The organism is Pseudomonas sp. TE3911 (assembly GCF_054062775.1).
Genome location: NZ_JBSSFP010000001.1, coordinates 4934868 through 4957856, shown reverse-complemented (window position 1 = coordinate 4957856; position 22989 = coordinate 4934868). Strand labels below are relative to the sequence as shown.

Here is a 22989-nt window from a genome sequence, read left to right as displayed (position 1 = left end):
TCAAGCTGCCTGTCTGGCCGTAACGAACGCCGCAAGGCTCGCCACGTTGGTGAAGTGATTACGGGTGTCCTTGGCGTCGGCATCGATTTTGATGCCGTATTTTTTTTGAATCGCCAGACCCAATTCCAGGGCGTCTACCGAATCCAGGCCCAGGCCTTCGCCGAACAGGGTTTGGTCGCTACCGATGTCGTCGGCGCTGATGTCTTCCAGACCCAGGGCCTCGATGATCAGCGTCTTTATGTCGTGCTCAAGGCGGTGTTGGTCGCTCATCTTCGGCGAGCTCCTTAATGAAATAGTGGTGCAGGTGATCGTTGAGCTTGCGTGAAGCCTGAGGCGCGGGCCCCAGTGCCGCGAACGCCTGTGGTTCTATATCGGCACCCACCCGCAAACTGAAGTGAAAGCGGCGTTTCGGGATGCGATACCAGGGTTCGGCTTTGGTCAAGGTGGTTGGGCTGACCTTGATCACCACGGGGGTGATGATTGTCGCACCCCGCAGCGCAATGGCGGCGGCGCCGCGATGAAAGGCGGGCGCCGCGCCGGGTGTGGTACGAGTGCCTTCAGGAAAGATGATCAGCGTCTGGCCTTCGCGCAGGGCGTCGGCGGCGGCATCGAGCATCTCCGCGCTGCCGTCATTGCTGATATAGCCCGCATCGCGTATCGGCCCCCGGGTGAACGGGTTCTGCCACAGGCTTTGCTTGACCACGCAGTTGGTCTGGCGCATCAGGCCGATCAGAAACACCACATCGATCAGCGACGGGTGGTTGGCAACGATCATCTGGCCGGGGCGGCCGAGTTTCTCGGCGCCTTCGACGCTGTAGGTCAGCACGCCAGCGCGATGCATCATGCGGATAAAGAACCAGAACAGCTTGCTGATGGTGTGACGGGCACGGCGCTGGTGCTTGTCGGCACTGCCCGGCAGGCAACTGAGCACCGGAAACACCAGCAAACGCAGGCACAGCCCGCCGACACCAAACAGGAAGAAGCTGGTGGCGGTGGCAAACAGGCGCCAGTAGTAGGCGTCCCGTGGCTTGTCAGTCAGAGCTTGCGTTGCCAGTTCCATACACGGTTCTTCCAGGCATGTTGGCAGGCGCCCTGTTCGGTGAGCAGGGTGCGCAGCAGGTTCAGGGCGTGGGGCCACTGGGTTTGATTGGCTTGGACAGTGCCGGGTGTGAGTTCCAGTTGCCACTCGTCGCCTGGTGTGAGCAACAGGCCGAGGGCGTAGGGGAAGGGCACGTCAACGATCCAGCTGGCGTAGGCCTCGGGCGGCTGTTCTTCGGTGATCACCAGCAATACCGCCGGGGCGCCTTCATTGAGCAGCGCGGCGGCTTCGAGCATGCCGTGCTCCAGGCCATCGCCGGCGGCGGCGAGGGCGGTCATTTCACTGGTTTCATTTCGCAGAATCGACCAGAGGCCAATCACTGCGTTATGCACAGACAGGCTGAACTGGGTCGGGGACAGCGGCTGCTCGTTGGCCAGGTCGCTGAGGATGTCTAGAGTGCGTGGCGTTTCGCCGTGCCGGGAAATAAACACCAGCGGAAGGTCTTGCAGGCCTTCTGCAAGGGGCCAGCCCACGCTGAAGGCCATGCGCGCCAGCCGGCTCAGGCGGCGGCGCTGCATGGCGGGCAAGAAGGATACGTCGGGCGAGGCATCGCTGGCGGGCAGCAGCACCGGCGCCTGGCACCATGCGCGCCATTCGTCCGCACTTTCCAGCCCTGGGGCCCAGGCACGCCATTGGGCAATGTTGAAGTTGATCACTGAGAAGTTATCCCGCCCCTGCGGGCTTCCATGTGCGGCTTTTGGCCCCGAATACCGGGACAGGGAGCAATAGCCGAATGGCGCGCATTATCCCGGTGCCGCGGGGTTCTAGCAAACTTTGGTAAAGATTTGTTCACGGCTGAATACAATTTGTTGGTAAGGATTTACAGATTGTCCTTTATCGATGGCTGAGTTGGATTGTCGGACCGTTCCTATTCTTTTGTGTGTGAGGTGCGACGACCTGTCTAGAGTGCGGCAATGGATGGATGAACGAGGTAGCTAACAGGCGCTTTTGCCCTCTACACTCGGACATTCATTGATACACGGAGGTTTTTCCATGCGGCGTGTGGTGTTCAATCAGAAAGGCGGCGTTGGCAAGTCCAGCATCGCCTGCAACCTGGCGGCGGTCAGTGCCAGCGAAGGCTATCGAACCCTGTTGGTGGACCTCGATGCACAAGCCAACTCAACCCAGTACCTCACCGGGCTGACCGGCGACGACATTCCCATGGGGATCGCGGACTTTTTCAAGCAAACCCTGTCTTCCGGGCCGTTTTCGAAGAAGAACAAGGTCGATATCTACGAAACGCCCTTCGATAACCTTCACGTCATCACCGCGACGGCCGAACTCGCGGACTTGCAGCCCAAGCTTGAAGCCAAGCACAAGATCAACAAGCTACGAAAGCTGCTGGATGAGCTGAGCGAAGATTACGACCGGATTTACCTGGATACACCGCCAGCCCTGAACTTTTATGCGGTTTCGGCGCTGATTGCTGCTGATCGTGTGTTGATCCCCTTCGATTGCGACAGCTTCTCGCGGCAGGCCCTGTATGGCCTGCTGGCCGAAATCGAAGAATTGAAGGAAGACCACAACGAAGGCCTCGAAGTCGAAGGTATCGTGGTCAACCAGTTCCAGGCCCGAGCGAGTCTGCCGCAGCAGATGCTGGAGGAGTTGATCAACGAAGGGTTGCCGGTGCTTCCGGTGTACCTGGCCAGTTCGGTGCGCATGCGCGAGTCCCATCAGGAGAACAAGCCGCTGATCCACCTCGATCCACGGCACAAGCTGACCCAACAGTTCGTGGAATTGCATAACTTGCTGGAAAACGCCTGACCAGTGGGAGGGGGCTTGCCCTCGATAGCGGTATGCCAGCTAGCTCATCTGGAGCTGACCCACCGCATCGGGAGCAAGCCCCCTCCCACACTGCCCAGCATTGTCCTTGAGGTTCGGTTACACCCCCTGGCTACGCAACCAACTCATCAACTGCGGCAACGGAAACGCTCCACTCTGACGCGCCACTTCGCGACCATTCTTGAACAGAATCAGGCTCGGAATCGACCGAATCCCCAACTGCGCCGACAACTGTTGATTGGCCTCGCTGTCCAGCTTGGCCAACCGGCACTTGCCCTCCAACTGTCCGGCAGCCTGTTCAAACACTGGTGCGAACGACTTGCACGGTCCGCACCAGTCGGCCCAAACGTCCACCAGAAGCGGCAGGTCGCCTTTGATCTGGCTGGCGTAATCGCCTTGTTTCAGCTCAAAAGGCTTATTCAACAAAACGGGCTGTTTGCAACGCCCGCATTTGGGCGCATCTGCCAGGCGTTCGCCGGGGATGCGGTTGAGGCCGTTGCAATGAGGGCAGGGTATGACGAGAGGTTCGGACATTGAGGGCTCCTGGAAATGGCCAATAGGCTCTATTTGGAGCCAGCAATGATAGTTATCAAGCGAAACACATGATTGTAGAAAGGGCGCTCATTGCTCTCGTGGTCACGACGAACAACTGATCTCCAAATGCTTTCCCCAATCCGGCGGCCGCTGCGCGTACTGCTCCATCCCCGCTTGCTCCTCGAACGGCCTGGAAAGCACCTCATGCAATCGCCGAACTTCGCTGTAGTCGCCCGACTCGGCTGCGGTGATGGCGTTCTGGGCGAGGTAGTTGCGCAGGATGTACAGCGGATTCACGGCGTGCATCCGTTCGCGGCGCTGCTCCTCGCTGGAGTCTGCGTCCCGTGCGACACGTTCCTTGTACTGCTCGGCCCAGGCATCGAACCCGGCCATGTCGACAAAATCATCGCGCAACCGCGCTACGGCCAGCGCCGCTGACTCATCCCCAAGGCGACGGAAGAACAGCGTGTAATCCACACCGCTGTTCTGCATCAGTTTCAGCAGGCGCTCCACCAGTTGCTGGTCGTCGTCTTCGGCGGTGGTGAGCCCGAGTCGGCGACGCATCAGGTCCAGGTAGTGCGCCTGGTACAGCGGCAGGTACAGGCCGAGGGCCTCCTTCAAGGCATCGACGCTGATAAACGGCGTGAGCGCCTGGGCCAGCGCACTGAGGTTCCACTGTCCAATCGGCACCTGATTGCTGAAGGAGTAGCGCCCTTCATGGTCCGAATGGTTGCAGATGAAGTGCGCGTCAAAGTCATCAAGAAACGCGAACGGCCCGAAGTCGAAGGTGATGCCCAAGATCGACATGTTGTCGGTGTTCATCACGCCATGGCAGAAGCCATAGGCCTGCCATTTGGCGATCATCTCGGCGTTGCGTTCGACGATTTCACGGAACATCGCCAGGTACGGTTCGGGCTGTTCGCGGCACTCGGGGTAGTGCAGGTTCAGCACATGCTCGGCCAGTTCGGCTTGCTGCTCGGGCTTCTTGGTGTAGTAGAAGTATTCGAAATGCCCAAAGCGGATATGGCTGGGCGCGAGGCGCAACACCATGGCACCCCGCTCCTGTTTTTCCCGCCATACCGGCGTGCTGGAGCCGATTACACACAGCGCGCGGCTGCTGGGAATGCCCAGCGCGTGAAGTGCTTCGCTGGCGAGGAATTCACGAATCGAGGAGCGTAAGACCGCGCGGCCATCGCCCATCCGCGAGTAAGGCGTCATCCCGGCACCCTTGAGGTGCAGGTCCCAATGTTCGCCGGCCTCGTTGTACACCTCGCCCAGCAACAACCCACGGCCGTCGCCCAGCTGAGGGGTATAGCCGCCGAACTGGTGCCCGGAGTAGATCATCGCGCGCGGTTCTGCTTCGGCCCACAGCTTGTGGCCGCTGAACAGTTCGGCGAATACCGGCGTTTCGGCCACCGCCGGGTCGAGGTCGAGCAGGGCCATGGCGGCGTTGCTCGCCACGACAAGGCGAGGCTCGTCGAGGGGTTCGGGCAAAACGTGGGTTGAGAACGCGTCGCCCAGGCGTGCGAAGCGGTTGTCGAAGGTCAGTTCGTCGAGGGCTTTCACCGGCCATCTCCAGCAGAATGTCCGAGCATTCTGCTGGGGATAGACGCTTTAGTCGAGTTTGCTGGGCGGCGGTTCCGGCGCATCGTCGACTTTGCCGGGCGGCGGCTCGGGGGCGTCCTGTTCGGTGGCGGGCCCGGCGATGGTCTTGCGATCATCCTCGACCGGCACCAGTTTGTACTCCTGGCCATGCATGTTCTTGAGGTACACCTCCATCTGCCGGAACGAGATGTTGATGTGCTGCTTCTTGAACTCACGGTTGATGTAGCGGTTGACCTCGTCGAGTACCGGGTTGCGGTCACCCAGGTCGCGCACGTGCATACGCAGCTCGTGGTCGAGGGTGCTTTCGCCGAAGTTGAGGAAGTACACGTGAGGTTCCGGTTCCTTCAGCACCCGTGGATTTTCCCTCGCGGCCTTGAGCAGCAATTCCTTCACCAGGTCCAGATCGGAGCCGTAGTCCACGCCCAGTTTCAGAGTGACGCGGGTGATGGTGTCGGTCAGCGACCAGTTAATCAGTTGCCCGGTAATGAACGTCTTGTTCGGGACAATGATGTCCTTGCGGTCGAAGTCGGTGATGGTGGTGGCGCGGATGCGAATCTTGCTCACCGTGCCCGACAGGTTGCCGATGGTGATGGTGTCGCCGATACGCACCGGGCGTTCGAACAGGATCATGATGCCGGAGATAAAGTTGGCGAAGATCTCCTGCATGCCGAAGCCCAAGCCCACCGACAGCGCGGCGACCAGCCACTGCAGCTTGTCCCAGCTCACGCCGAGGGTAGACAGGGTGGACACGAAGCCGACGCCGGCAATCACATAGGACAGCAGCGTGGTGGTGGCGTAGGCGCTGCCCTGGGCCAGATCCAGTTTTGACAGCACCAACACCTCCAGCAGACCGGGCAGGTTGCGCGCCAGGGCGAAGGTGATACCGATGATGATCAGCGCGCCGAGCAAGTCGCCGATGCTGATGGGCACCATGCTGATATTGGCACCGGTGCCGCTGGTGTATTCGTACAGCGTGACGTTATCCAGGTACGAAAACACCGAGATCAGGTCCGACCACACCCAGTACAACGCGGCGATAAAGCCGCCCAGCAGGGCCAGGCGAATCAGGCGCATGGACTGTTCGTTGACCTGCTCGATGTCCAGGGTCGGCTCTTCGATTACCGCTTCGCCGTCACCTGCTTCCTTGGCGGCCTGGCGTTTGGCCAAGGCGCGGGAATAAGCCAGGCGCCGGGCGGCAACGCCTAGGCCGCGGACGAAGGTGGCTTCGATGACCAGCCAAAACATCAACAGGTACAAGGTGTTGATCAGTCGGTCGCTGAGCTTGAGGGCGGTGTAGTAGTAGCCAAAGCACACGGCAATAAACAGGGCGATCGGCAGCGCGGTGAATACCAGGCCCACGGATTTGCGGAACAGCGAGGCTTTTTCGTGGGTCGGGCTGTGCAGCAGCAGGCGCCCGAGCAGCCAGGCCATCAGGGCGTAGCAGGTCAGGACCACGGCGATGCCCAGCACGTCGTCGGCCAGTGCCGCCGGTTGATGCTCGGCAATCGCCACCACGGCCACCAGAGCCAATACCACCAGCCCGAGTTTGCGCACCCAACCCTGGAGGAATTCGACCTGGGGTTTTTCCCAGCGGAAGTGCAGTTCCGCCACGCCGCCCGGCGCCAGGATGCGGTAGGCGGTGTAGAACACCAGCCACGCCTGGGCCAGTTGCAGCAGGGCTGAACCCAAATTGGCGTTTTGCCCACGGGCGTCGATCTGCAGCGCGTAGCCGCACAGCGCCAGTCCCAACGATACGGGCATGGCCAGCAGGATATTGATCAAGATGGCTTGCGGCGTGTGCCACTGGCTGTCGCGCTTGAAGTGCCCGATGTCCAGATGGACCTTGTTCAGGCGTTGGTACAGGGCCTTGCGTCGCCACAGCAGTGCGCCGATCAACAGCAGCAACGGCAGGAACAGCAGCGGGCGCTGGGTCAGGCCGTCGTACAACTCACTGACGCTGGAGGCCCAGGGCAGGGTGGTGACTTGCTTGCTCAAGTGCGCCGGCACGGTTTCCAGCCACTCGGTGTCCAGCGGCTTGTTACTGGGGATCCAGAACATCTGTTCATCCAGCGTCGCGCGCAGGGTGGTGGCGGTGCTGAGCAGTTGTTTCTGGTTCAGTTGCAGGGTGATGGACTCATTGAGCAGCGCGCTCAACTCACGACTCAGGCGCTCCAGCAGGTCGCTGCGGGTAATCGCAAGCTCCAGCAGGGTTCGGCGCAGTTGCGGGGTGATGTCATCCGGTGGCTGGTTGGCCAGCAGATTGTCCACATAGGTGCTGGGGGAACTGATCAGCTCACGCTGTTGGTTGACCTCAAACTGGTACAGGCGAATGTTGGCGATGTCGTCCGCCAGGTCGCGGTCCACCGTCAGGCGTGGCAGCGCTTGTTTTTGCTTATACAGAATCTTCGACAGCAGCAGGCTGCCCTTGAGCACGTTGATCTGCTCGTCCAGGGCCGAGTCGCTCTGGGTCACGGTGTCCAGTTGCTGCTTGGTCTGCAGGTTCTTCTGGGTCAGGTCGTTGAGGCGGTCGGTGCTTTTGAGCAGGTAGTCGGACAGCTTCAGGTTGGCCGCGCTTTCGGTGGCCAACAGGCTGCTGCCACCGGCCTTTTGCGCTTCGATGGACTGCTGGGTGACGGTCTGTTGGGACTGGGCCAGGCGTTTCTGGTTGATCAGGGTTTGCAGGTCCTGGATTTCTTGTTCCAGGCGCGCGGTCTTTTCCACCACGAGGTCGTGCTGGCTGTTGCCCAGGTCTTGCAGTTGGCTGTTGCCGGCCAGTTCCTGGCGGCGCAGGGGGATCAGGGCATTGAGCGCAGCGAGTTCGGCATTCAGTTGGTTGCGCTGGTCGCCGCTGAGGGCTTTGCCATTGTCTTTACCGGCCTTGAGGGTCGCGTTGATCTGCTGGATGCGCGTCTGGCTGCTGCTGATTTCGGTCTGCGCGCGTTCGGGGCGTGTTTGGGCAGCGATGGTCAGGCTGTTGGCTTCGGCCAGGTCTTTTTGCAGGTCGCCTTGCTGGGTGGTGCGTTGCACCAGCAATTGCTCAAGCTGTGGCACGGGCAGCGTGGCATAGCGTTGGGCCACCGGGATGATTTTGGTGGCCTTGAGCCGGGTCAGCTCGCGCTGGTTTTCGCTGGTCTGGCGCGGCGCGTCTTCCAGCTGGCGCTTGAGGTCAGTGAGGCGCTGCTCATAATCCTGCTGGTTGCCCAGGTAGGTCAGGGTCTGTTGCAGGATCGACTGCAGCGCCTTCATGTCGGCGTCGGGCAGTTTGCGATCAGGCAGCTTGTCCAGGGTTTGCTGAATGGCGTCGGCGCTGGGCGGCTCGACGGCGTAGACGCTGCCGACACAAAGGGTCAGGCCCAGCAGGGCAGTGGCGAGAAAAGTGCGCAGGGTTGGCATAGAGACCGGTCTTGCAAGGTGAAGAATCGGGAGCGTGCTGTCGCTCCGCAGTTTAGAGGAAGAGTCCGGGGCCCGGGCGACTTCCTTCGGGGAATCTGACGCCCACTTTGCCGATCTTGTTCCCGTCCATGACCGCGACGGTCCAGATGGTGTTGTTCCACTCCACCTGGTCGCCGACGATAGGGGCGCCGCCGACTTTCTGGTTGATGAAGCTGCTCAGTGGCATGTCCGGGTCGATACCTTCCAGCTTCAGGCCGTAAAGGGCCGAAACCGCGCCCAGTTGGGCGTCGCCTTCCAGCACGAAGTCGCCGAAGAAGCGCAGATCGAGGCCGCGTTGTGGTGCCTGGCTGAACAGTTTGCCGAGGGCTGGCAGGTTGTGTTCATGGCCGATCACACAGAGCAGATCGTCGACTTCCAGCACCGTACTACCCGACGGATGGAGCAGTTGCTGGCCCCGGAACAGCGCAGCAATCCGCGTGCCTTCAGGCATTTTCAGTTCGCGCAGCGCTGCCCCGATGCACCATTTTTCGGCGCCCAGGCGGTAGACGAAAAGCTCCCACTCGCTGGTGACGTGTACTTCCAGGGCGGCGCGAGAGATCGGAGCGGGGTCCGGCGGTACGGTCACTTTCAGCAACTTGGCCACCCACGGAAGGCTCGTGCCCTGCACCAGCAGCGAGACCAGCACGATAAAGAACGCCAGGTTGAAGTACAGCTGTGCGTGGGGCAGTCCGGCCATCAGCGGGAATACCGCGAGAATGATCGGGACTGCGCCGCGCAGACCGACCCAGGCGATAAAGCCTTTTTCGCGACCGTGGAACGCTTTGAACGGCAGCAGGCCGACGATCACCGACAGGGGACGCGCAAACAGGATCATCCACAGCGCCAGGCCCAGGGCCGGCAGAGCGATTGGCAGCAAATCATGGGGCGTGACCAGCAGGCCAAGCACCAGGAACATGCCGATTTGTGCGAGCCAGGCCATGCCGTCGAGCATGTGCAAAATGCCATGCCGACTGCGCACCGGGCGGTTGCCGATTACCAGGCCGCACAGGTACACGGCAAGGAAGCCGCTGCCGTGCAAGGCGTTGGTCAGGGCGAAGACGAACAGGCCGCCGGCGATCACCAGGATCGGATAAAGGCCGGTCGCCAAATTGATACGGTTGACCATCTGCAGCATCAGCCAACCGCCGCCCAGGCCGACGATGCCGCCGATGCCAAATTCGCGTACCAGATGAGTCAGCAGGCTCCAGTGCAGGCCAGTCTGACCGCTGGCGAGCATGTCAATCAGGGTGACGGTGAGGAACACCGCCATTGGGTCGTTGCTGCCGGATTCGATTTCCAGAGTGGCGGTGACCCGTTCGTTCAGGCCCTTGCCGCCGAGCAGCGAGAATACGGCTGCGGCGTCGGTTGAGCCGACAATCGCACCGATCAGCAGGCCTTGAATAATATTGAGGTCAAACAGCCAGGCCGCCGCCATGCCGGTGAGGCCGGTGGTAATCAACACCCCCACCGTGGCCAGGGACAGTGCTGGCCATAGCGCCACTCGGAAACTCGCCACCCGCGTGCGCAACCCGCCGTCAAGCAGGATTACGGCCAGTGCGAGGTTGCCCACCAGGTAGGCGGTTGGGTAGTTATCGAAAATGATGCCGCCGCCATCGACGCCGGCGACCATGCCCACGGCCAGGATGATCACCAGGATCGGGATGCCCAGGCGCGACGAAAGAGAACTCACCAGAATGCTCGCACTCACCAGCAACGCGCCGATCAAGAACAGGCTGTTGATGGTCGTCGCATTCAAAGGCAGTACTCCATGAGCAAATAAGACGGGACGCAAACTGACCATGCAGTCTGCGTGCCAGGGATTCTAACCTGTTGAATTGCTGTGCTGTCAAAAAGCTTTTAACGCCGGGCGCAGATCTGAATGTGGGAGGGGGCTTGCCCCCGATGGCGGTATGTCAGTCAGCTTATCTGTAACTGACCCACCGCTATCGGGGGGCAAGCCCCCTCCCACATTTCAAGCCAGTGCAGGCAGTTAGAGGCGAAAGCGGCCGACCATCCCATTCAAATCCACCGCCAGGCGCGACAGCTCACTGCTGGCCGCACTGGTCTGGCTGGCGCCGGTCGCCGACTGCACCGACAGGTCACGAATGTTCACCAGGTTACGGTCCACTTCCCGCGCCACCTGCGCCTGCTCTTCCGCCGCGCTGGCGATCACCAGGTTGCGCTCGTTGATCTCGACAATCGCCGTGTTGATGGTGTCCAGCGACATCCCTGCGCCTTTGGCGATGTTCAGCGTCGACTCAGCGCGTTCGGTGCTGTTGCGCATCGAATCCACCGCGTGCTCGGTGCCGGCCTGGATACTGCCGATCATCCGCTCGATCTCGCTGGTGGACTGCTGGGTGCGATGGGCCAACGCCCGTACTTCATCGGCGACCACCGCGAAACCACGCCCGGCTTCGCCGGCACGCGCGGCTTCAATCGCCGCGTTCAGGGCCAGCAGATTGGTCTGGTCAGCCAGGCCGCGAATCACGTCCAGCACTTTGCCAATATCACGCGACTCATTGGCCAGGTCGCCAATCAGGGTGGCGGTGGCTTGTACATCGCCGCTCATGCGCTCGATGGCGCTGACAGTTTCCTGCACCAGGTCACGGCCGTCACCGGCTGAGGTGGTGGCGTTGCGCGAGGCCTCGGAGGTGCTCACCGCATTGCGCGCGACTTCTTCGACGGCGCTGGTCATCTCGTTGACGGCGGTGGCGGCTTGCTCGATCTCGTTGTTCTGCTGGGTCAGGCCACGGGCGCTTTCGTCGGTGACGGCATTCAGCTCCTCGGCGGCGGAGGCCAGTTGGGTGGCGGAGCCGGCGATGCGTTGCAGGGTGTCGCGCAGCTTGTCTTGCATCTTGGCCATGGCGGCCAGCAAGCGTCCGGCTTCGTCGTTGCCGTCGACCTTGATCGGCCGGGTCAGGTTGCCTTCGGCGACTTCTTCCGCCGCTTCGAGCGCTTGGGAAATCGGCAGGGTGATGCTGCGGGTCAGCAGCCAGGCGAACAACATCGTCAGCGCCGTGGCGATCACCAGCAGGCCCACGACCAGATTGAACGCCAAGTTGTATTGGTCTTCGGCCTCCTGATTTGTGGCCAGGGCCATCTTGTTATTGAGGTCCAGCAGGCGCGTCAGCACGGCGTTGACCTGCTCGGAGTTGCTCAGCAATTCGGTGTTGAGCAGGCTGCGCAGCTCGTCCACCTGGTTGGCCCGTGACAGGCTCTTCATGCGTTCTTCAATTTGATGGTACTGGCCAAGCAAGCGCACGTACTCGTTGTAGGTGGCGCGCTCTTCGCTGCCTTCAATCAGTTTTTCGTAAATGCCCTGGGCTGTGCGGATCTGCTGGTTACGCAGTTCGAAGGCTTCCAGGGTCTTTTGCTGCACGTCCGGCTCGCGGTTGGTCAGCAAGCGGTACGACAGCACTCGCAGGCGCAAGGTCAGTTGGGTGAATTCATCAAGGGCACGAATGCTTGGCACGCTGGACAAGGTGATGTCTTCGGTGGCAGCACGGATTTTGCTCATCTGGTTGAGGGCGAATACACCGAGAAACAGCATGAGTGCACCAATCAACGCAAAACCGAGGAAGGCCCTCGGAGCGATATTCATATTACGAAGCGACATGCGGGAATCCTGGGGAGAAGCGCGATCCGTGCGAGGGGTGAGACGGGGTGTGCATCTCTATCGGTCGTACGACTAAAGTCTAAAGGGGCGTGTGCGTTTTTGTCGCATCTGACGAGGGGTTTGGCCGATTCAGGAACCAGATCGGGTAAATGCAGTCACTAAGGCTCGAAAGTGCGGCCCGGCCCCTAAAAATCGGGCTGCGCGCCGGGGATAACCCTGGCATCCGAGGTGAATTTTCTTTATCGTCACCGCCCTTTGAAAAAGCCCGAGAAATCAAAATGTTAGAAGCATCCCTCAGCCAATTGGAACAACTGGTCAACGACCTCGTACAGCAGAATCAAGACCTGCTGAGCAGCAACGAATCCCTCAAGGCCGAACTGGCCAACGCCAAGGATGAGAACGACAGCCTGCAACTGAGCTTGATGGAGCAGGAAGAAAAACACGGCGCCACCGCTGCCCGTATCCAGGCGTTGGTTGAGCGTGTGAGCGCAGGGCCTGTCGGCGCATGAATGAAGGGATAAAGGTCGTTTCGATTCTCGGAGAGGATTACTCGATCAAGGCGCCAGCCGGGGAAGACAAGACCCTGATGCACGCCGTGACCATGCTCAAGGCCTCCCTGGCCACCACCAAGAAAAAGTACCCGACCCTGATCGGTGACAAATTACTGGTGCTGGCGGCGCTGAACCTGTGCGCCGAGCAGATTGAACTGCAGCAGGCTCATCAGCAGGAACTCGACCGTTACCAAGAGCAAGTCAGCGCCACGGTCGAGGTGATTTCCAAGGCGATCCAGCCTTAGAACCACGCATCCTGCATCCCCAGGCACGTATCATCCCGCGCCTCCAGAATCGCCAGTTCATGATGGCAGCCCGGTACTTCCCAGGTCAGGAAGTAACGGGCGGCCTGGAGCTTGCCTTTATAGAAGGCAGCATCCGCCGCATTGCCCTTGGCCAGCCCTTCTTCGGCGCGAATCGCCTGTTCCAGCCAGCGCCAGCCAATTACCGTATGCCCGAATACCTTCAGGTACAGCGCCGAGTTCGCCAGGCTGCTGTTGACCTTGCCGTGGGCGAGATCCGTCAGCAGGCCCAGGGTGACGTGTTGCAGGCGCGCAACCAGTTGTTCCAGAGGTTCTCTCAAGGCGGTGAGTGATGAGTATTCCTGGGCGCGGGCACCGGTTTCGGCGATCAGGCGGATCAGTTGCTTGAGCCCCGCGCCGCCGTTCTGTGCCAGCTTGCGGCCCAGCAAATCCAGAGACTGGATGCCATGGGTGCCTTCATGGATCGGGTTCAGGCGGTTGTCGCGGTAGTACTGCTCCACCGGGTATTCACGGGTGTAGCCGTGGCCGCCGAGGATCTGGATCGCCAGTTCGTTGGCCTTGAGGCAAAACTCCGACGGCCAGGATTTAACGATGGGCGTGAGCAGGTCCAGCAGTTCGTGGGCCTGTTTGCGTTCGCTCTCGGTTTCCAGCGTCGTGGTGTCATCGAACAGGCGCGCGGCGTACAGGCCCAGGTCGAACGCGCCTTCTACGTAAGCTTTTTGGGTCAGCAGCATGCGCTTGATATCCGCGTGCTGGATGATCGAGACCGGCGCGGTGCTTGGGTCTTTGCTGTCGGGCAGACGACCTTGCGGGCGTTCGCGGGCGTATTCCAGGGAATACAGGTAGCCGGCGTAACCGAGCATGACCGCGCCCATGCCGACGCCGATGCGTGCCTCGTTCATCATCTGAAACATGCAGCTCAAGCCCTGGTGTGGTTTACCCACCAAATAGCCGACGCAGTTGCCGTTATCGCCGAAGTTAAGCGCGGTCGACGTGGTGCCGCGCCAGCCCATCTTGTGAAACAGCCCGGCCAACAGCACGTCGTTGCGTGCACCGAGACTGCCGTCATCGTTAACCAGGAATTTGGGCACGATGAACAGCGAAATGCCCTTCACCCCGGCCGGTGCATCCGGCAGCTTGGCCAGCACCATATGCACGATGTTTTCCGACAGCGGGTGGTCGCCTCCGGAGATAAAGATCTTGTTGCCCTTGAGTCGATAGCTGCCGTCAGCCGCAGGTTCGGCGCGGGTACGAATATCCGACAGCGATGAGCCCGCGTGGGGTTCTGTCAGGGCCATGGTGCCGAAGAAACGCCCGTCGATCATCGGTTGCAGGAAGCGCTGTTTTTGCTCCTCGGTGCCGAAGCTTTCGATCAGGTTGGCCGCGCCCATGGTTAGGAACGGGTAGGAAGTGGATGCCGCGTTGGCGGACTGGAAGTGCGCAAAGCAGGCCTGGGACAGCAAGGTCGGCAACTGCATGCCACCGGCTTCGAAACTGCGGGCGGCATTGAGGAAGCCGGCTTCCAGGAACGCATCCACGGCCGGTTTGACTTCCGGAATCAGGATCGCCTTGCCGTCTTCGTAGCGCGGTTCGTTCTCGTCGTTTTTGCGGTTATGCGGCGCGAAATATTTTTCGGCGATGGAGCGCGCGGTGCTGATGGCCGCATCGAAGGTTTCGCGATTGTGCTCGGCAAACCGCTCGCGCTGGGTCAGGCCCTCGGCATCGAGGACTTCGTACAGCTCGAAAGCCAGATTGCGGGAACTGAGCAGCATCTCGGACATGGCGGCTTACCTTTGGAGGAATTGGCCTGAGTCTAAGTGCGCGAATTAAGGGTGAACAGCAAGATTGATCTAAGTGATGGAGTGGCAAAACACAGATGATCATTTGAAGTGCGATCAAATGTGGGAGGGGGCTTGCCCCCGATAGTGGTGGGTCAGCCAGAGATAAGTTGACTGATCCACCACAATCGGGGGCAAGCCCCTTCCCACATGTTTACCGCGTTTCGTCAGTTAGCCGATGGTCATCAGGCTGGCGTTACCGCCCGCTGCAGCGGTGTTAACGCTCAACGCCCGTTCGATCACCAGGCGCTCCAAGGCAATGGATGTTTCGCCCTGAGACAAGCCATGCACCCCGACAATCGCCCCACCGCGCTGCGCCACTTGCTGGCACACCGCACGCAGTTGGTCTGAATCACCGTGATGCAGGACGGCGTCAAACACCACCTCGTCCTTGGTCCAATCCGCCACGCGCTTGATCTTCGCTTGAATTTCCTTCGGCAAGCGTAGGAACACGGCCTTGGTCAGGTCAGTTTCCGGCCATACCGCCGAACCGCCGACGGCCAATACCGCCGCCAGTTGAGTCAACAGATCGCCTTCCACTTCCGCCAGGCACAGTACGTGCTCGCGGGGCAGGATGGCGTAGCTGTTGCGCTCGCCGGTCGGACCCGCCAACTGACGGGTGATCCCGCTTTGGGATTGCGCGGCGAACTGGCTGCACAGAGCACTCAGCTCGCTGAACGAATTGCTGTCGGCCCAGGTTTTCAGGGCGGTCAGCGGTTGGCTCATGGCGTCGCGCAGACGTACATCCGGTGCAGTCAACGTGTCGCCACGTACGAAGGATTGCTCGATCGCATCGGTAGGACGGGTCGACAGCAAGCGGTACAGGTACAGCGGACCACCGGCTTTCGGGCCTGTGCCCGACAAGCCTTCGCCGCCGAACGGTTGCACGCCGACCACGGCACCCACGATGTTACGGTTCACGTAGACGTTACCGGCATTGACGTTGTCGATCACCTTGGCGATGGTCTCGTCGATACGGGTGTGCACGCCCAGGGTCAGGCCGTAGCCGGAGGCGTTGATCTGGCCGATGAGCTGGTCGATCTCTTTGCGCTTGTAGCGCACCACGTGCAGTACCGGGCCGAAGATCTCGCGTTGCAGTTCGTCAAAGCTTTCCAGTTCGATCAGGGTTGGCATCACGAAGGTGCCGCGCTTGATTTCTTCACCGTCGGCAATTGCCACCTGGTACACATTGCGGCCTTTGTCGCGCATGGCCTGGATGTGTTTCTCGATGCCGGCCTTGGCTTCGGCGTCGATCACCGGGCCGATGTCTACCGACAGGCGCTCCGGGTTGCCAAGGCGGCATTCAGCCATGGCGCCCTTAAGCATTTCGATGACGCGGTCTGCCGAATCTTCCTGCAGGCACAGTACCCGCAGGGCCGAGCAACGCTGGCCGGCGCTGTCGAAGGCCGAGGACACCACGTCGATGACCACTTGTTCGGTCAGTGCCGAAGAATCCACGATCATCGCGTTCTGGCCACCGGTTTCGGCGATCAGCGGGATCGGACGGCCCTGGGCATCCAGGCGGCCGGCGACATTGCGTTGCAGCAGGCGCGCGACTTCGGTGGAACCGGTGAACATCACGCCTTTGACGCGATCATCACCGACCAGGCGGGCACCCACGCTTTCGCCCTGGCCCGGCAGCAGTTGCAGCACGCCTTCCGGAATACCGGCTTCCAGCAGGATGCGCACGGCTTGTGCAGCCACCAGCGGGGTTTGCTCGGCAGGTTTGGCCAATACCGGGTTGCCGGCGGCCAATGCGGCTGCGACTTGACCACTGAAAATCGCCAGCGGGAAGTTCCAAGGGCTGATGCAGACCACTGGGCCCAGCGGACGGTGTGCATCATTGGTGAAGTCGTTACGGGCCTGTACGGCGTAGTAACGCAGGAAGTCCACGGCTTCACGCACTTCGGCGATGGCGTTCGCGAAGGTTTTGCCGGCTTCGCGAGCCAGCAGTCCCATCAGCGGTTGGATCTCGCCTTCCATCAGGTCGGCGGCACGCTCCAGAATCGCGGCACGCTCGGCGGGCGGGGTGGCCTGCCAGATCGGGCCAGCGTTGATGGCGCATTGAATCGCGTTGTCGACGTCTTCGACGGTAGCTTCTTGAACCTGACCAACCACATCACGCAGGTCAGACGGGTTCAGTACTGGCGCAGCCGGTTGATCACTGGTGGCGCAACCCAGCATCGGCGCGGCTTTCCAGTTGTTGTGTGCGGTTGCCAGCAAGGCGCAGGACAGCGACGCCAGGCGGTGTTCGTTGGCCAAGTCGATACCGGCCGAGTTGGCGCGGTCGCTGCCGTACAGGTCGCGCGGCAATGGAATACGCGGGTGCGGCAAGCCGAAGCCGCCTTCCTGCGTGGCCATTTGCTCGATGCTGGCCACTGGATCAGCCACCAGCTCCTGAATGGAGATGGACTGGTCGGCGATGCGGTTAACGAACGAGGTGTTGGCGCCGTTTTCCAGCAGGCGACGCACCAGGTAAGCCAGTAACGTTTCGTGGGTGCCGACCGGTGCGTACACGCGGCACGGACGGTTCAGTTTGCCGTCGGAAACCTTGCCTACGACCTGCTCGTACAGCGGCTCACCCATGCCGTGCAGGCATTGGAACTCGTACTGGCCGGGGTAATAGTTCTGACCGGCGATATGGTAAATGGCGGACAGGGTGTGGGCGTTGTGCGTGGCGAACTGCGGGTAGATGACTTCCGGCACCGACAGCAGCTTGCGTGCACAGGCAATGTAGGAAACGTCGGTGTACACCTTGCGGGTATACACAGGGTAGCCTTCCAGGCCTTCGACTTGGGCGCGTTTGATCTCGCTGTCCCAGTACGCGCCTTTTACCAGGCGGATCATCAGGCGATGGCGGCTGCGGCGCGCCAGGTCGATGACGTAGTCGATTACATAGGGGCAACGCTTCTGGTAGGCCTGGATCACGAAACCGATGCCGTTCCAGCCGGTCAGTTGCGGCTCGAAGCACAGGCGCTCCAGCAGGTCGAGGGACAGCTCCAGGCGGTCGGCCTCTTCGGCGTCGATGTTCAGGCCGATGTCGTATTGCTTGGCCAGCAAGGTCAGGGACAGCAGGCGCGGGTACAGCTCGTCCATCACGCGCTCGTACTGCGCACGGCTGTAACGCGGGTGAAGTGCCGACAGCTTGATGGAAATGCCCGGGCCTTCATAAATCCCACGGCCGTGAGACGCTTTGCCGATGGAATGAATGGCTTGTTCGTACGACGCCAGGTATTTCTGGGCATCGTGTTCGGTGAGTGCGGCTTCACCGAGCATATCGTAGGAATAGCGGAAACCTTTGGCTTCGAACTTGCTGGCGTTGGCCAAGGCTTCGGCGATGGTTTCGCCGGTGACGAACTGCTCGCCCATCAGGCGCATGGCCATGTCGACGCCCTTGCGGATCATCGGCTCGCCGCTTTTGCCGATGATGCGGCTCAGGGACGAGGTCAAGCCGGCCTCATTATGGGTGGCGACCAGTTTACCGGTCAGCAGCAGACCCCAGGTGGCAGCGTTGACGAACAGCGACGGGCTGTTGCCCAGGTGCGGATGCCAGTTGCCGGTGCTGATCTTGTCGCGGATCAGCGCGTCACGGGTGCCCTTGTCCGGGATGCGCAGCAGCGCCTCGGCCAGGCACATCAGGGCCACGCCTTCCTGGGATGACAGGGAAAATTCCTGCAGCAGGCCCTGAACAATGCCGGCACGACCGCCAGCACTTTTCTGATTGCGCAGTTTTTCGGCAATCGAGGCGGCGAGCTTGTTGGTGGCTTCAGCCATTGGAGCCGGCAGACGCGCCTGCTCGATCAGCATCGGCACCACTTCCGGCTCTGGGCGACGGTAAGCGGCAGTGATGGACGCGCGCAGTACGGACTGCGGCAGGATGCTCTCGGCGAATTCAAGGAAGCACTGGTGCGCATGGTCGGCCTGGACCTCACCCGCGTCATCGGCATCCTTGCTGCTCAAACCGTTGAGTTCGGTCAGGGTTGCACCACCCTCCAGTTTCTCCAGGTAATTGAAAATCGCCTGCTTGATCAGCCAGTGCGGCGTGCGATCAATGGAGGTCGCGGCTGCCTTCAGGCGTTCGCGGGTCGGGTCGTCAAGTTTGACCCCAAGGGTGGTCGTCGCCATTTTCTTATCCTCATGGGTGCCACTACCGAGTGGCATTAGCTGGCGGCAAGATTAGCTTTGCGCATGCAGAGGTGCAACCGGGTGCAACCCTTTTTATCCATGAAATTTTCGACGCTTCATCCGAATTAATTTTGACGCCAGCAGAATGCGCTTTGTCTTGGTGCTTTTACTTCTTAGATCGGCTGTTCTTGCTCCGAAAGGGAGCAAAAACAGGGTGTTTTGCGGATTTTGTACTCAGGTGCAACTTATTCCCCAGAAACTGGTTGCACCTTATTTGCTTTGTTGAATAGCATTCGCGGCCAAGGTGCAACCATCCGTAAACCGGGGTTCATCGGCTGACGGCTTTCCTGGGGAAACGTCAGTCATAAATGCGCGGCATGCAGCTACGTTTACCCACTGACCAGTGGGTGGCCGTCTGACAGACCGCCGCTACATAAAAACAAAGCCAGGGCGTCACTCAAATGAGCGTAAGTAATCCAACTCTGATCACATTCGTGATCTACATCGCAGCAATGGTGCTGATCGGCTTCATGGCCTATCGCTCCACCAACAACCTTTCCGATTACATCCTTGGCGGTCGCAGCCTCGGTAGCGTGGTGACAGCGTTGTCCGCCGGTGCTTCCGATATGAGCGGCTGGTTGTTGATGGGCCTGCCGGGCGCAATCTACATGTCCGGTCTGTCGGAAAGCTGGATCGCCATTGGCCTGATCGTCGGTGCCTACCTCAACTGGCTGTTCGTGGCCGGTCGCCTGCGGGTACAGACCGAACACAACGGCGACGCCCTGACGCTGCCGGATTACTTCTCCAGCCGTTTCGAAGATAAAAGCGGCCTGCTGCGGATCATCTCCGCCGTGGTCATCCTGGTGTTCTTCACCATCTACTGCGCCTCCGGCATTGTGGCCGGTGCCCGTCTGTTCGAAAGCACCTTCGGCATGTCCTACGAGACCGCGCTGTGGGCCGGCGCTGCGGCGACAATTGCCTACACCTTCGTCGGTGGTTTCCTGGCAGTGAGCTGGACTGACACCGTACAAGCCACGCTGATGATCTTCGCGCTGATCCTCACGCCGATCATCGTGCTGCTGGCCACCGGTGGTGTCGATACGACCTTCCTGGCGATCGAAGCGAAGAACCCTGACAACTTCAACATGCTGAAAAACACCACCTTCATCGGCATCATTTCGTTGATGGGCTGGGGCCTGGGCTACTTCGGCCAGCCGCACATCCTCGCGCGTTTCATGGCGGCGGATTCGGTGAAGTCGATTGCCAACGCACGCCGTATCTCCATGACCTGGATGATCCTGTGCCTGGGCGGCACTGTGGCCGTGGGCTTCTTCGGTATCGCTTACTTCTCGGCGCACCCGGAAGTGGCTGGCCCGGTCAACGAGAACCACGAACGTGTGTTCATCGAACTGGCCAAGCTGCTGTTCAACCCATGGATCGCGGGCGTACTGCTGTCGGCCATCCTCGCGGCCGTGATGAGTACCCTGAGCTGCCAACTGCTGGTGTGCTCCAGCGCCCTGACCGAAGACTTCTACAAAACCTTCCTGCGCAAGACCGCCTCCCAGGTTGAACTGGTCTGGGTCGGCCGTCTGATGGTGCTGCTGGTGGCGCTGATCGCCATCGCCATGGCTGCCAATCCAAACAACCGCGTCCTTGGCCTGGTCAGCTACGCCTGGGCCGGTTTCGGCGCGGCGTTTGGTCCTGTGGTACTGATCTCGGTGATCTGGAAAAACATGACCCGCAACGGCGCACTGGCCGGCATCCTGGTCGGCGCGATCACCGTGATCGTGTGGAAGCACTTCGAACTGCTGGGCCTGTACGAAATCATCCCAGGCTTCATCTTCGCCAGCCTCGCGATCTTCTTCGTGAGCAAGATGGGCGCCCCGACCGCCGGTATGGTCGAGCGCTTTGATGCGGCGGAAAAAGACTACAACCTCAACAAGTAATTCGCCGGGCGTTAAGCGCTCTACGAATTGAAAAAAGGCCCGCGTCCTACGGATGGCGGGCCTTTTTTTGCGCGTGTGTGTAGGGAGTTGCTGATTTATCGGGCGTGCGCTCTGCCGTGCAAAACAGTGGTGCAGAATCCACCGCCTACTCCTCGCAGAGAAACACCGGATGTTCGCTCCTGCCAATCAAAGTGCTTTTACCCTGACCCTCGACGGGGAGCCCAGTGAACTCAACGTCTTTGAGTTTCACGGTGCGGAAGCCATCAGCCAGCCGTATTTTTTTGACCTTGAACTGGTCAGTGAGCAGCCTGACCTCGACCTGGAAAGTTTGCTGCATCGCCAGGTTTATCTGCGTTTCGATGAGCTCGGCCATGGCGTCCACGGCCTGGTCTATCGGGTGGCGCAGGGCGACTCCGGGCGGCGCCTGACGCGTTATCAGATCAAGCTCGTGCCGCAATTGGCCTACCTGGCCCACAGCAGTCACCAGCGTATTTTCCAGCATCAAACAGTGCCGCAGATTGTTGCGCAGGTGCTGGTAGAGCAGGGGGTCCCTGCCGATCAATTCGAATTTCACCTGAGCGGTGTCTACCCCGAGCGCGAGTATTGCGTGCAGTTTGCTGAAAGCGACTTGGCGTTCATTCAGCGGCTGTGTGCCGAGGAGGGCATTCACTATCACTTCCAGCACTCGCCTGAACGACACTTGCTGGTATTTGGCGATGATCAAACAGTATTCGCCCAACCCAATCAGCCAACGCCCTACATGCCAGGCTCAGGGATGGTGGCGGATACACCCGCGATCAAGCGCTTTGCCGTGCAACTGGAAACCCGCACCACGGCGGTCAACCTGCGTGACTACGATTTCCGTAAACCTAGCCTGGTGCTGGAGAGTGACGTGGCCAGCGAACAGCTGCCACGTCTTGAGGCGCAGGGCTATCCCGGCCACTTTTGCGACCGGTCCCATGGCAAGTACCTCGCGCAACGGGGGTTGGAGCGCCACCGTAGCGACTATCGAATTGCCCGCGGCAGCGGTGATGAGCCGGCATTGGTCAGCGGCCATTTCCTTACGTTGACCGGTCACCCGCGTGATCCATGGAATGACTTGTGGTTGGTGACTCACGTCACTCACGAAGGCAAGCAACCCCAGGTGTTGGAGGAGGCGGTGACAGAGGTCGCCGGTGGCGATTTTCGTCAGGGTTATCGCAACGAGTTTGTTGCTGCGCCGTGGGACGTGATTTTCCGACCGCCTTTGCCCGAGCAACCGCGGCCGACATTGGCGGGTTATCAAAACGCAGTGGTGACTGGCCCCGCCGACAGTGAAATCCACTGCGATGAATACGGGCGGGTCAAGGTGCAACTGGCCTGGGATCGAGCCGGGGAGCACAACGATCATTCCAGCTGCTGGCTGCGTGTCGCCAGCGGTTGGGCCCATGACCGCTATGGTGCGGTGCTTATTCCGCGAGTGGGTATGGAAGTGCTGGTGGGGTTCGTCAATGGTGATATGGACATGCCGCTGGTGGTGGGTTGCCTGCCCAACGCTGCGACATCGCTGCCCCTCGACCTGCCGGCCGACAAAACCCGCAGCATCTTGCGCAGTCGGAGCAGCCCCGGTGGAGGTGGCTACAACGAACTGCGCATCGAAGACCGCAAGGGCTCCGAGGAAATTTACCTGCGCGCCCAGCGAGACTGGACCCAGCACGTGCTGCATGACCAGCGGGTGGAGGTCGACAATCAACGTCGTATCAGGGTGGCGGGCGAGTCGCACCATGAGCTTCAAGGCGAAGAGCTGCGCATCACTCACGGCAATCGGCTCACCGAACTCAAGCAGGATGATCACCTGGTGATCGGCGGCTCGCAGCAGGTAAAGGCTGGGCTGACCATTCAGATCGGTGCAGGCCAAAGCGTTGTTATTGATGCGGGGGCCATCGTGACGATCCAGGCGGGAGGGCAGTCGATCACGTTGTCTGCGGGCGGTATTTTCAGCAGTGTGCCGATTCAGTTGGGAAGTGGTCCTGCTCCTGTGGCAGCGCCGTTGATGCCTGGAGTGAAGGAGAAGCTGTTGGCGGTTATCCCCGCGCCCCTGAGCCTGGTGCAGGTGGCTAGCCTCAAGCGTAGCGCTCCCTTTTGCGAAGAGTGTGAGCGCTGCAAGAGAGGGCAGTGCGATATCGCTCATTCAGCTCAGCCTTAAAAGGAAGTTATCC

The 22989-nt window shown here is 60.6% G+C and carries 14 protein-coding genes and 2 pseudogenes; 5 read left to right on the top strand and 11 right to left on the bottom strand.

Annotation, left to right across the window (positions count from 1 at the left end; all coding sequences use genetic code 11):
- The 3 genes from ACVWXD_RS22455 to ACVWXD_RS22445 are packed head-to-tail and all read right to left on the bottom strand — an operon-like array spanning position 1 to position 1755.
- A complete protein-coding gene (locus ACVWXD_RS22455; RefSeq protein ID WP_010563239.1) occupies positions 1-270 on the bottom strand; it encodes a phosphopantetheine-binding protein in 270 nt (89 codons plus the stop codon).
- Complete coding sequence (locus tag ACVWXD_RS22450; protein WP_181643771.1) at positions 248-1060, bottom strand: lysophospholipid acyltransferase family protein; 813 nt, start codon at positions 1058-1060, stop codon at positions 248-250. The genes ACVWXD_RS22455 and ACVWXD_RS22450 overlap by 23 nt, the downstream gene beginning before the upstream one ends.
- Positions 1036-1755: a beta-ketoacyl synthase chain length factor gene (locus tag ACVWXD_RS22445; RefSeq protein ID WP_032890331.1), complete on the bottom strand. Its 720-nt coding sequence runs from the start codon at positions 1753-1755 to the stop codon at positions 1036-1038. The genes ACVWXD_RS22450 and ACVWXD_RS22445 overlap by 25 nt, the downstream gene beginning before the upstream one ends.
- Positions 1756-2092: 337 nt before the next feature.
- Between ACVWXD_RS22445 and ACVWXD_RS22440 the strand changes: the two genes are divergently transcribed.
- Entirely contained in the window at positions 2093-2863 is a 771-nt protein-coding gene (locus ACVWXD_RS22440; RefSeq protein ID WP_032890333.1) for a ParA family protein, read from the top strand.
- A gap of 117 nt (positions 2864-2980) precedes the next feature.
- On the opposite strand, the gene trxC is transcribed toward ACVWXD_RS22440, so the two are convergent.
- The 6 genes and pseudogenes from trxC to ACVWXD_RS22410 all read right to left on the bottom strand — a co-directional run.
- Positions 2981-3415, bottom strand: coding sequence for a thioredoxin TrxC (gene trxC / locus ACVWXD_RS22435; RefSeq protein WP_032890334.1), 435 nt, complete (start codon positions 3413-3415; stop codon positions 2981-2983).
- Between the two features lie 102 nt (positions 3416-3517).
- Positions 3518-4981, bottom strand: a complete 1464-nt coding sequence (selO, locus tag ACVWXD_RS22430) for a protein adenylyltransferase SelO (protein WP_122753840.1) — start codon at positions 4979-4981, stop codon at positions 3518-3520.
- Between the two features lie 48 nt (positions 4982-5029).
- Entirely contained in the window at positions 5030-8413 is a 3384-nt protein-coding gene (gene mscK, locus ACVWXD_RS22425; RefSeq protein ID WP_260367431.1) for a mechanosensitive channel MscK, read from the bottom strand.
- 52 nt (positions 8414-8465) lie between these two features.
- Positions 8466-10208, bottom strand: coding sequence for a potassium/proton antiporter (locus ACVWXD_RS22420; protein ID WP_032890339.1), 1743 nt, complete (start codon positions 10206-10208; stop codon positions 8466-8468).
- 234 nt (positions 10209-10442) lie between these two features.
- A pseudogene (locus ACVWXD_RS22415) lies at positions 10443-11042 on the bottom strand (methyl-accepting chemotaxis protein); the annotation flags it as partial.
- A 303-nt stretch (positions 11043-11345) separates the two neighbouring features.
- Positions 11346-12002, bottom strand: a pseudogene (locus ACVWXD_RS22410) (MCP four helix bundle domain-containing protein); the annotation flags it as partial.
- A gap of 344 nt (positions 12003-12346) precedes the next feature.
- Here ACVWXD_RS22410 and ACVWXD_RS22405 point away from each other — a divergent pair.
- On the top strand, positions 12347-12577 hold the full coding sequence (locus tag ACVWXD_RS22405; RefSeq protein WP_032890343.1) for a hypothetical protein: 231 nt from the start codon (positions 12347-12349) through the stop codon (positions 12575-12577).
- On the top strand, positions 12574-12864 hold the full coding sequence (locus tag ACVWXD_RS22400; RefSeq protein ID WP_032890345.1) for a cell division protein ZapA: 291 nt from the start codon (positions 12574-12576) through the stop codon (positions 12862-12864). Before ACVWXD_RS22405 ends, ACVWXD_RS22400 begins: the two co-directional genes overlap by 4 nt.
- Here ACVWXD_RS22400 and ACVWXD_RS22395 read toward each other — a convergent pair.
- Both ACVWXD_RS22395 and putA read right to left on the bottom strand, forming a co-directional pair.
- A complete protein-coding gene (locus tag ACVWXD_RS22395; RefSeq protein ID WP_181643769.1) occupies positions 12861-14663 on the bottom strand; it encodes an acyl-CoA dehydrogenase in 1803 nt (600 codons plus the stop codon). The two genes, ACVWXD_RS22400 and ACVWXD_RS22395, sit on opposite strands and share 4 nt — an antisense overlap.
- 228 nt (positions 14664-14891) lie before the next feature.
- The gene (putA, locus tag ACVWXD_RS22390; protein ID WP_032890349.1) at positions 14892-18845 is read right to left on the bottom strand and encodes a trifunctional transcriptional regulator/proline dehydrogenase/L-glutamate gamma-semialdehyde dehydrogenase; all 3954 of its coding nucleotides are present in this window, start codon (positions 18843-18845) and stop codon (positions 14892-14894) included.
- A 461-nt stretch (positions 18846-19306) separates the two neighbouring features.
- On the opposite strand from putA, the gene putP reads away from it, so the two are divergent.
- Both putP and ACVWXD_RS22380 read left to right on the top strand, forming a co-directional pair.
- On the top strand, positions 19307-20791 hold the full coding sequence (putP, locus tag ACVWXD_RS22385) for a sodium/proline symporter PutP (protein ID WP_032890351.1): 1485 nt from the start codon (positions 19307-19309) through the stop codon (positions 20789-20791).
- Positions 20792-20960: 169 nt separating this feature from the next.
- The gene (locus tag ACVWXD_RS22380) at positions 20961-22976 is read left to right on the top strand and encodes a type VI secretion system Vgr family protein (protein WP_457371333.1); all 2016 of its coding nucleotides are present in this window, start codon (positions 20961-20963) and stop codon (positions 22974-22976) included.
- Positions 22977-22989: the final 13 nt, after the last annotated feature.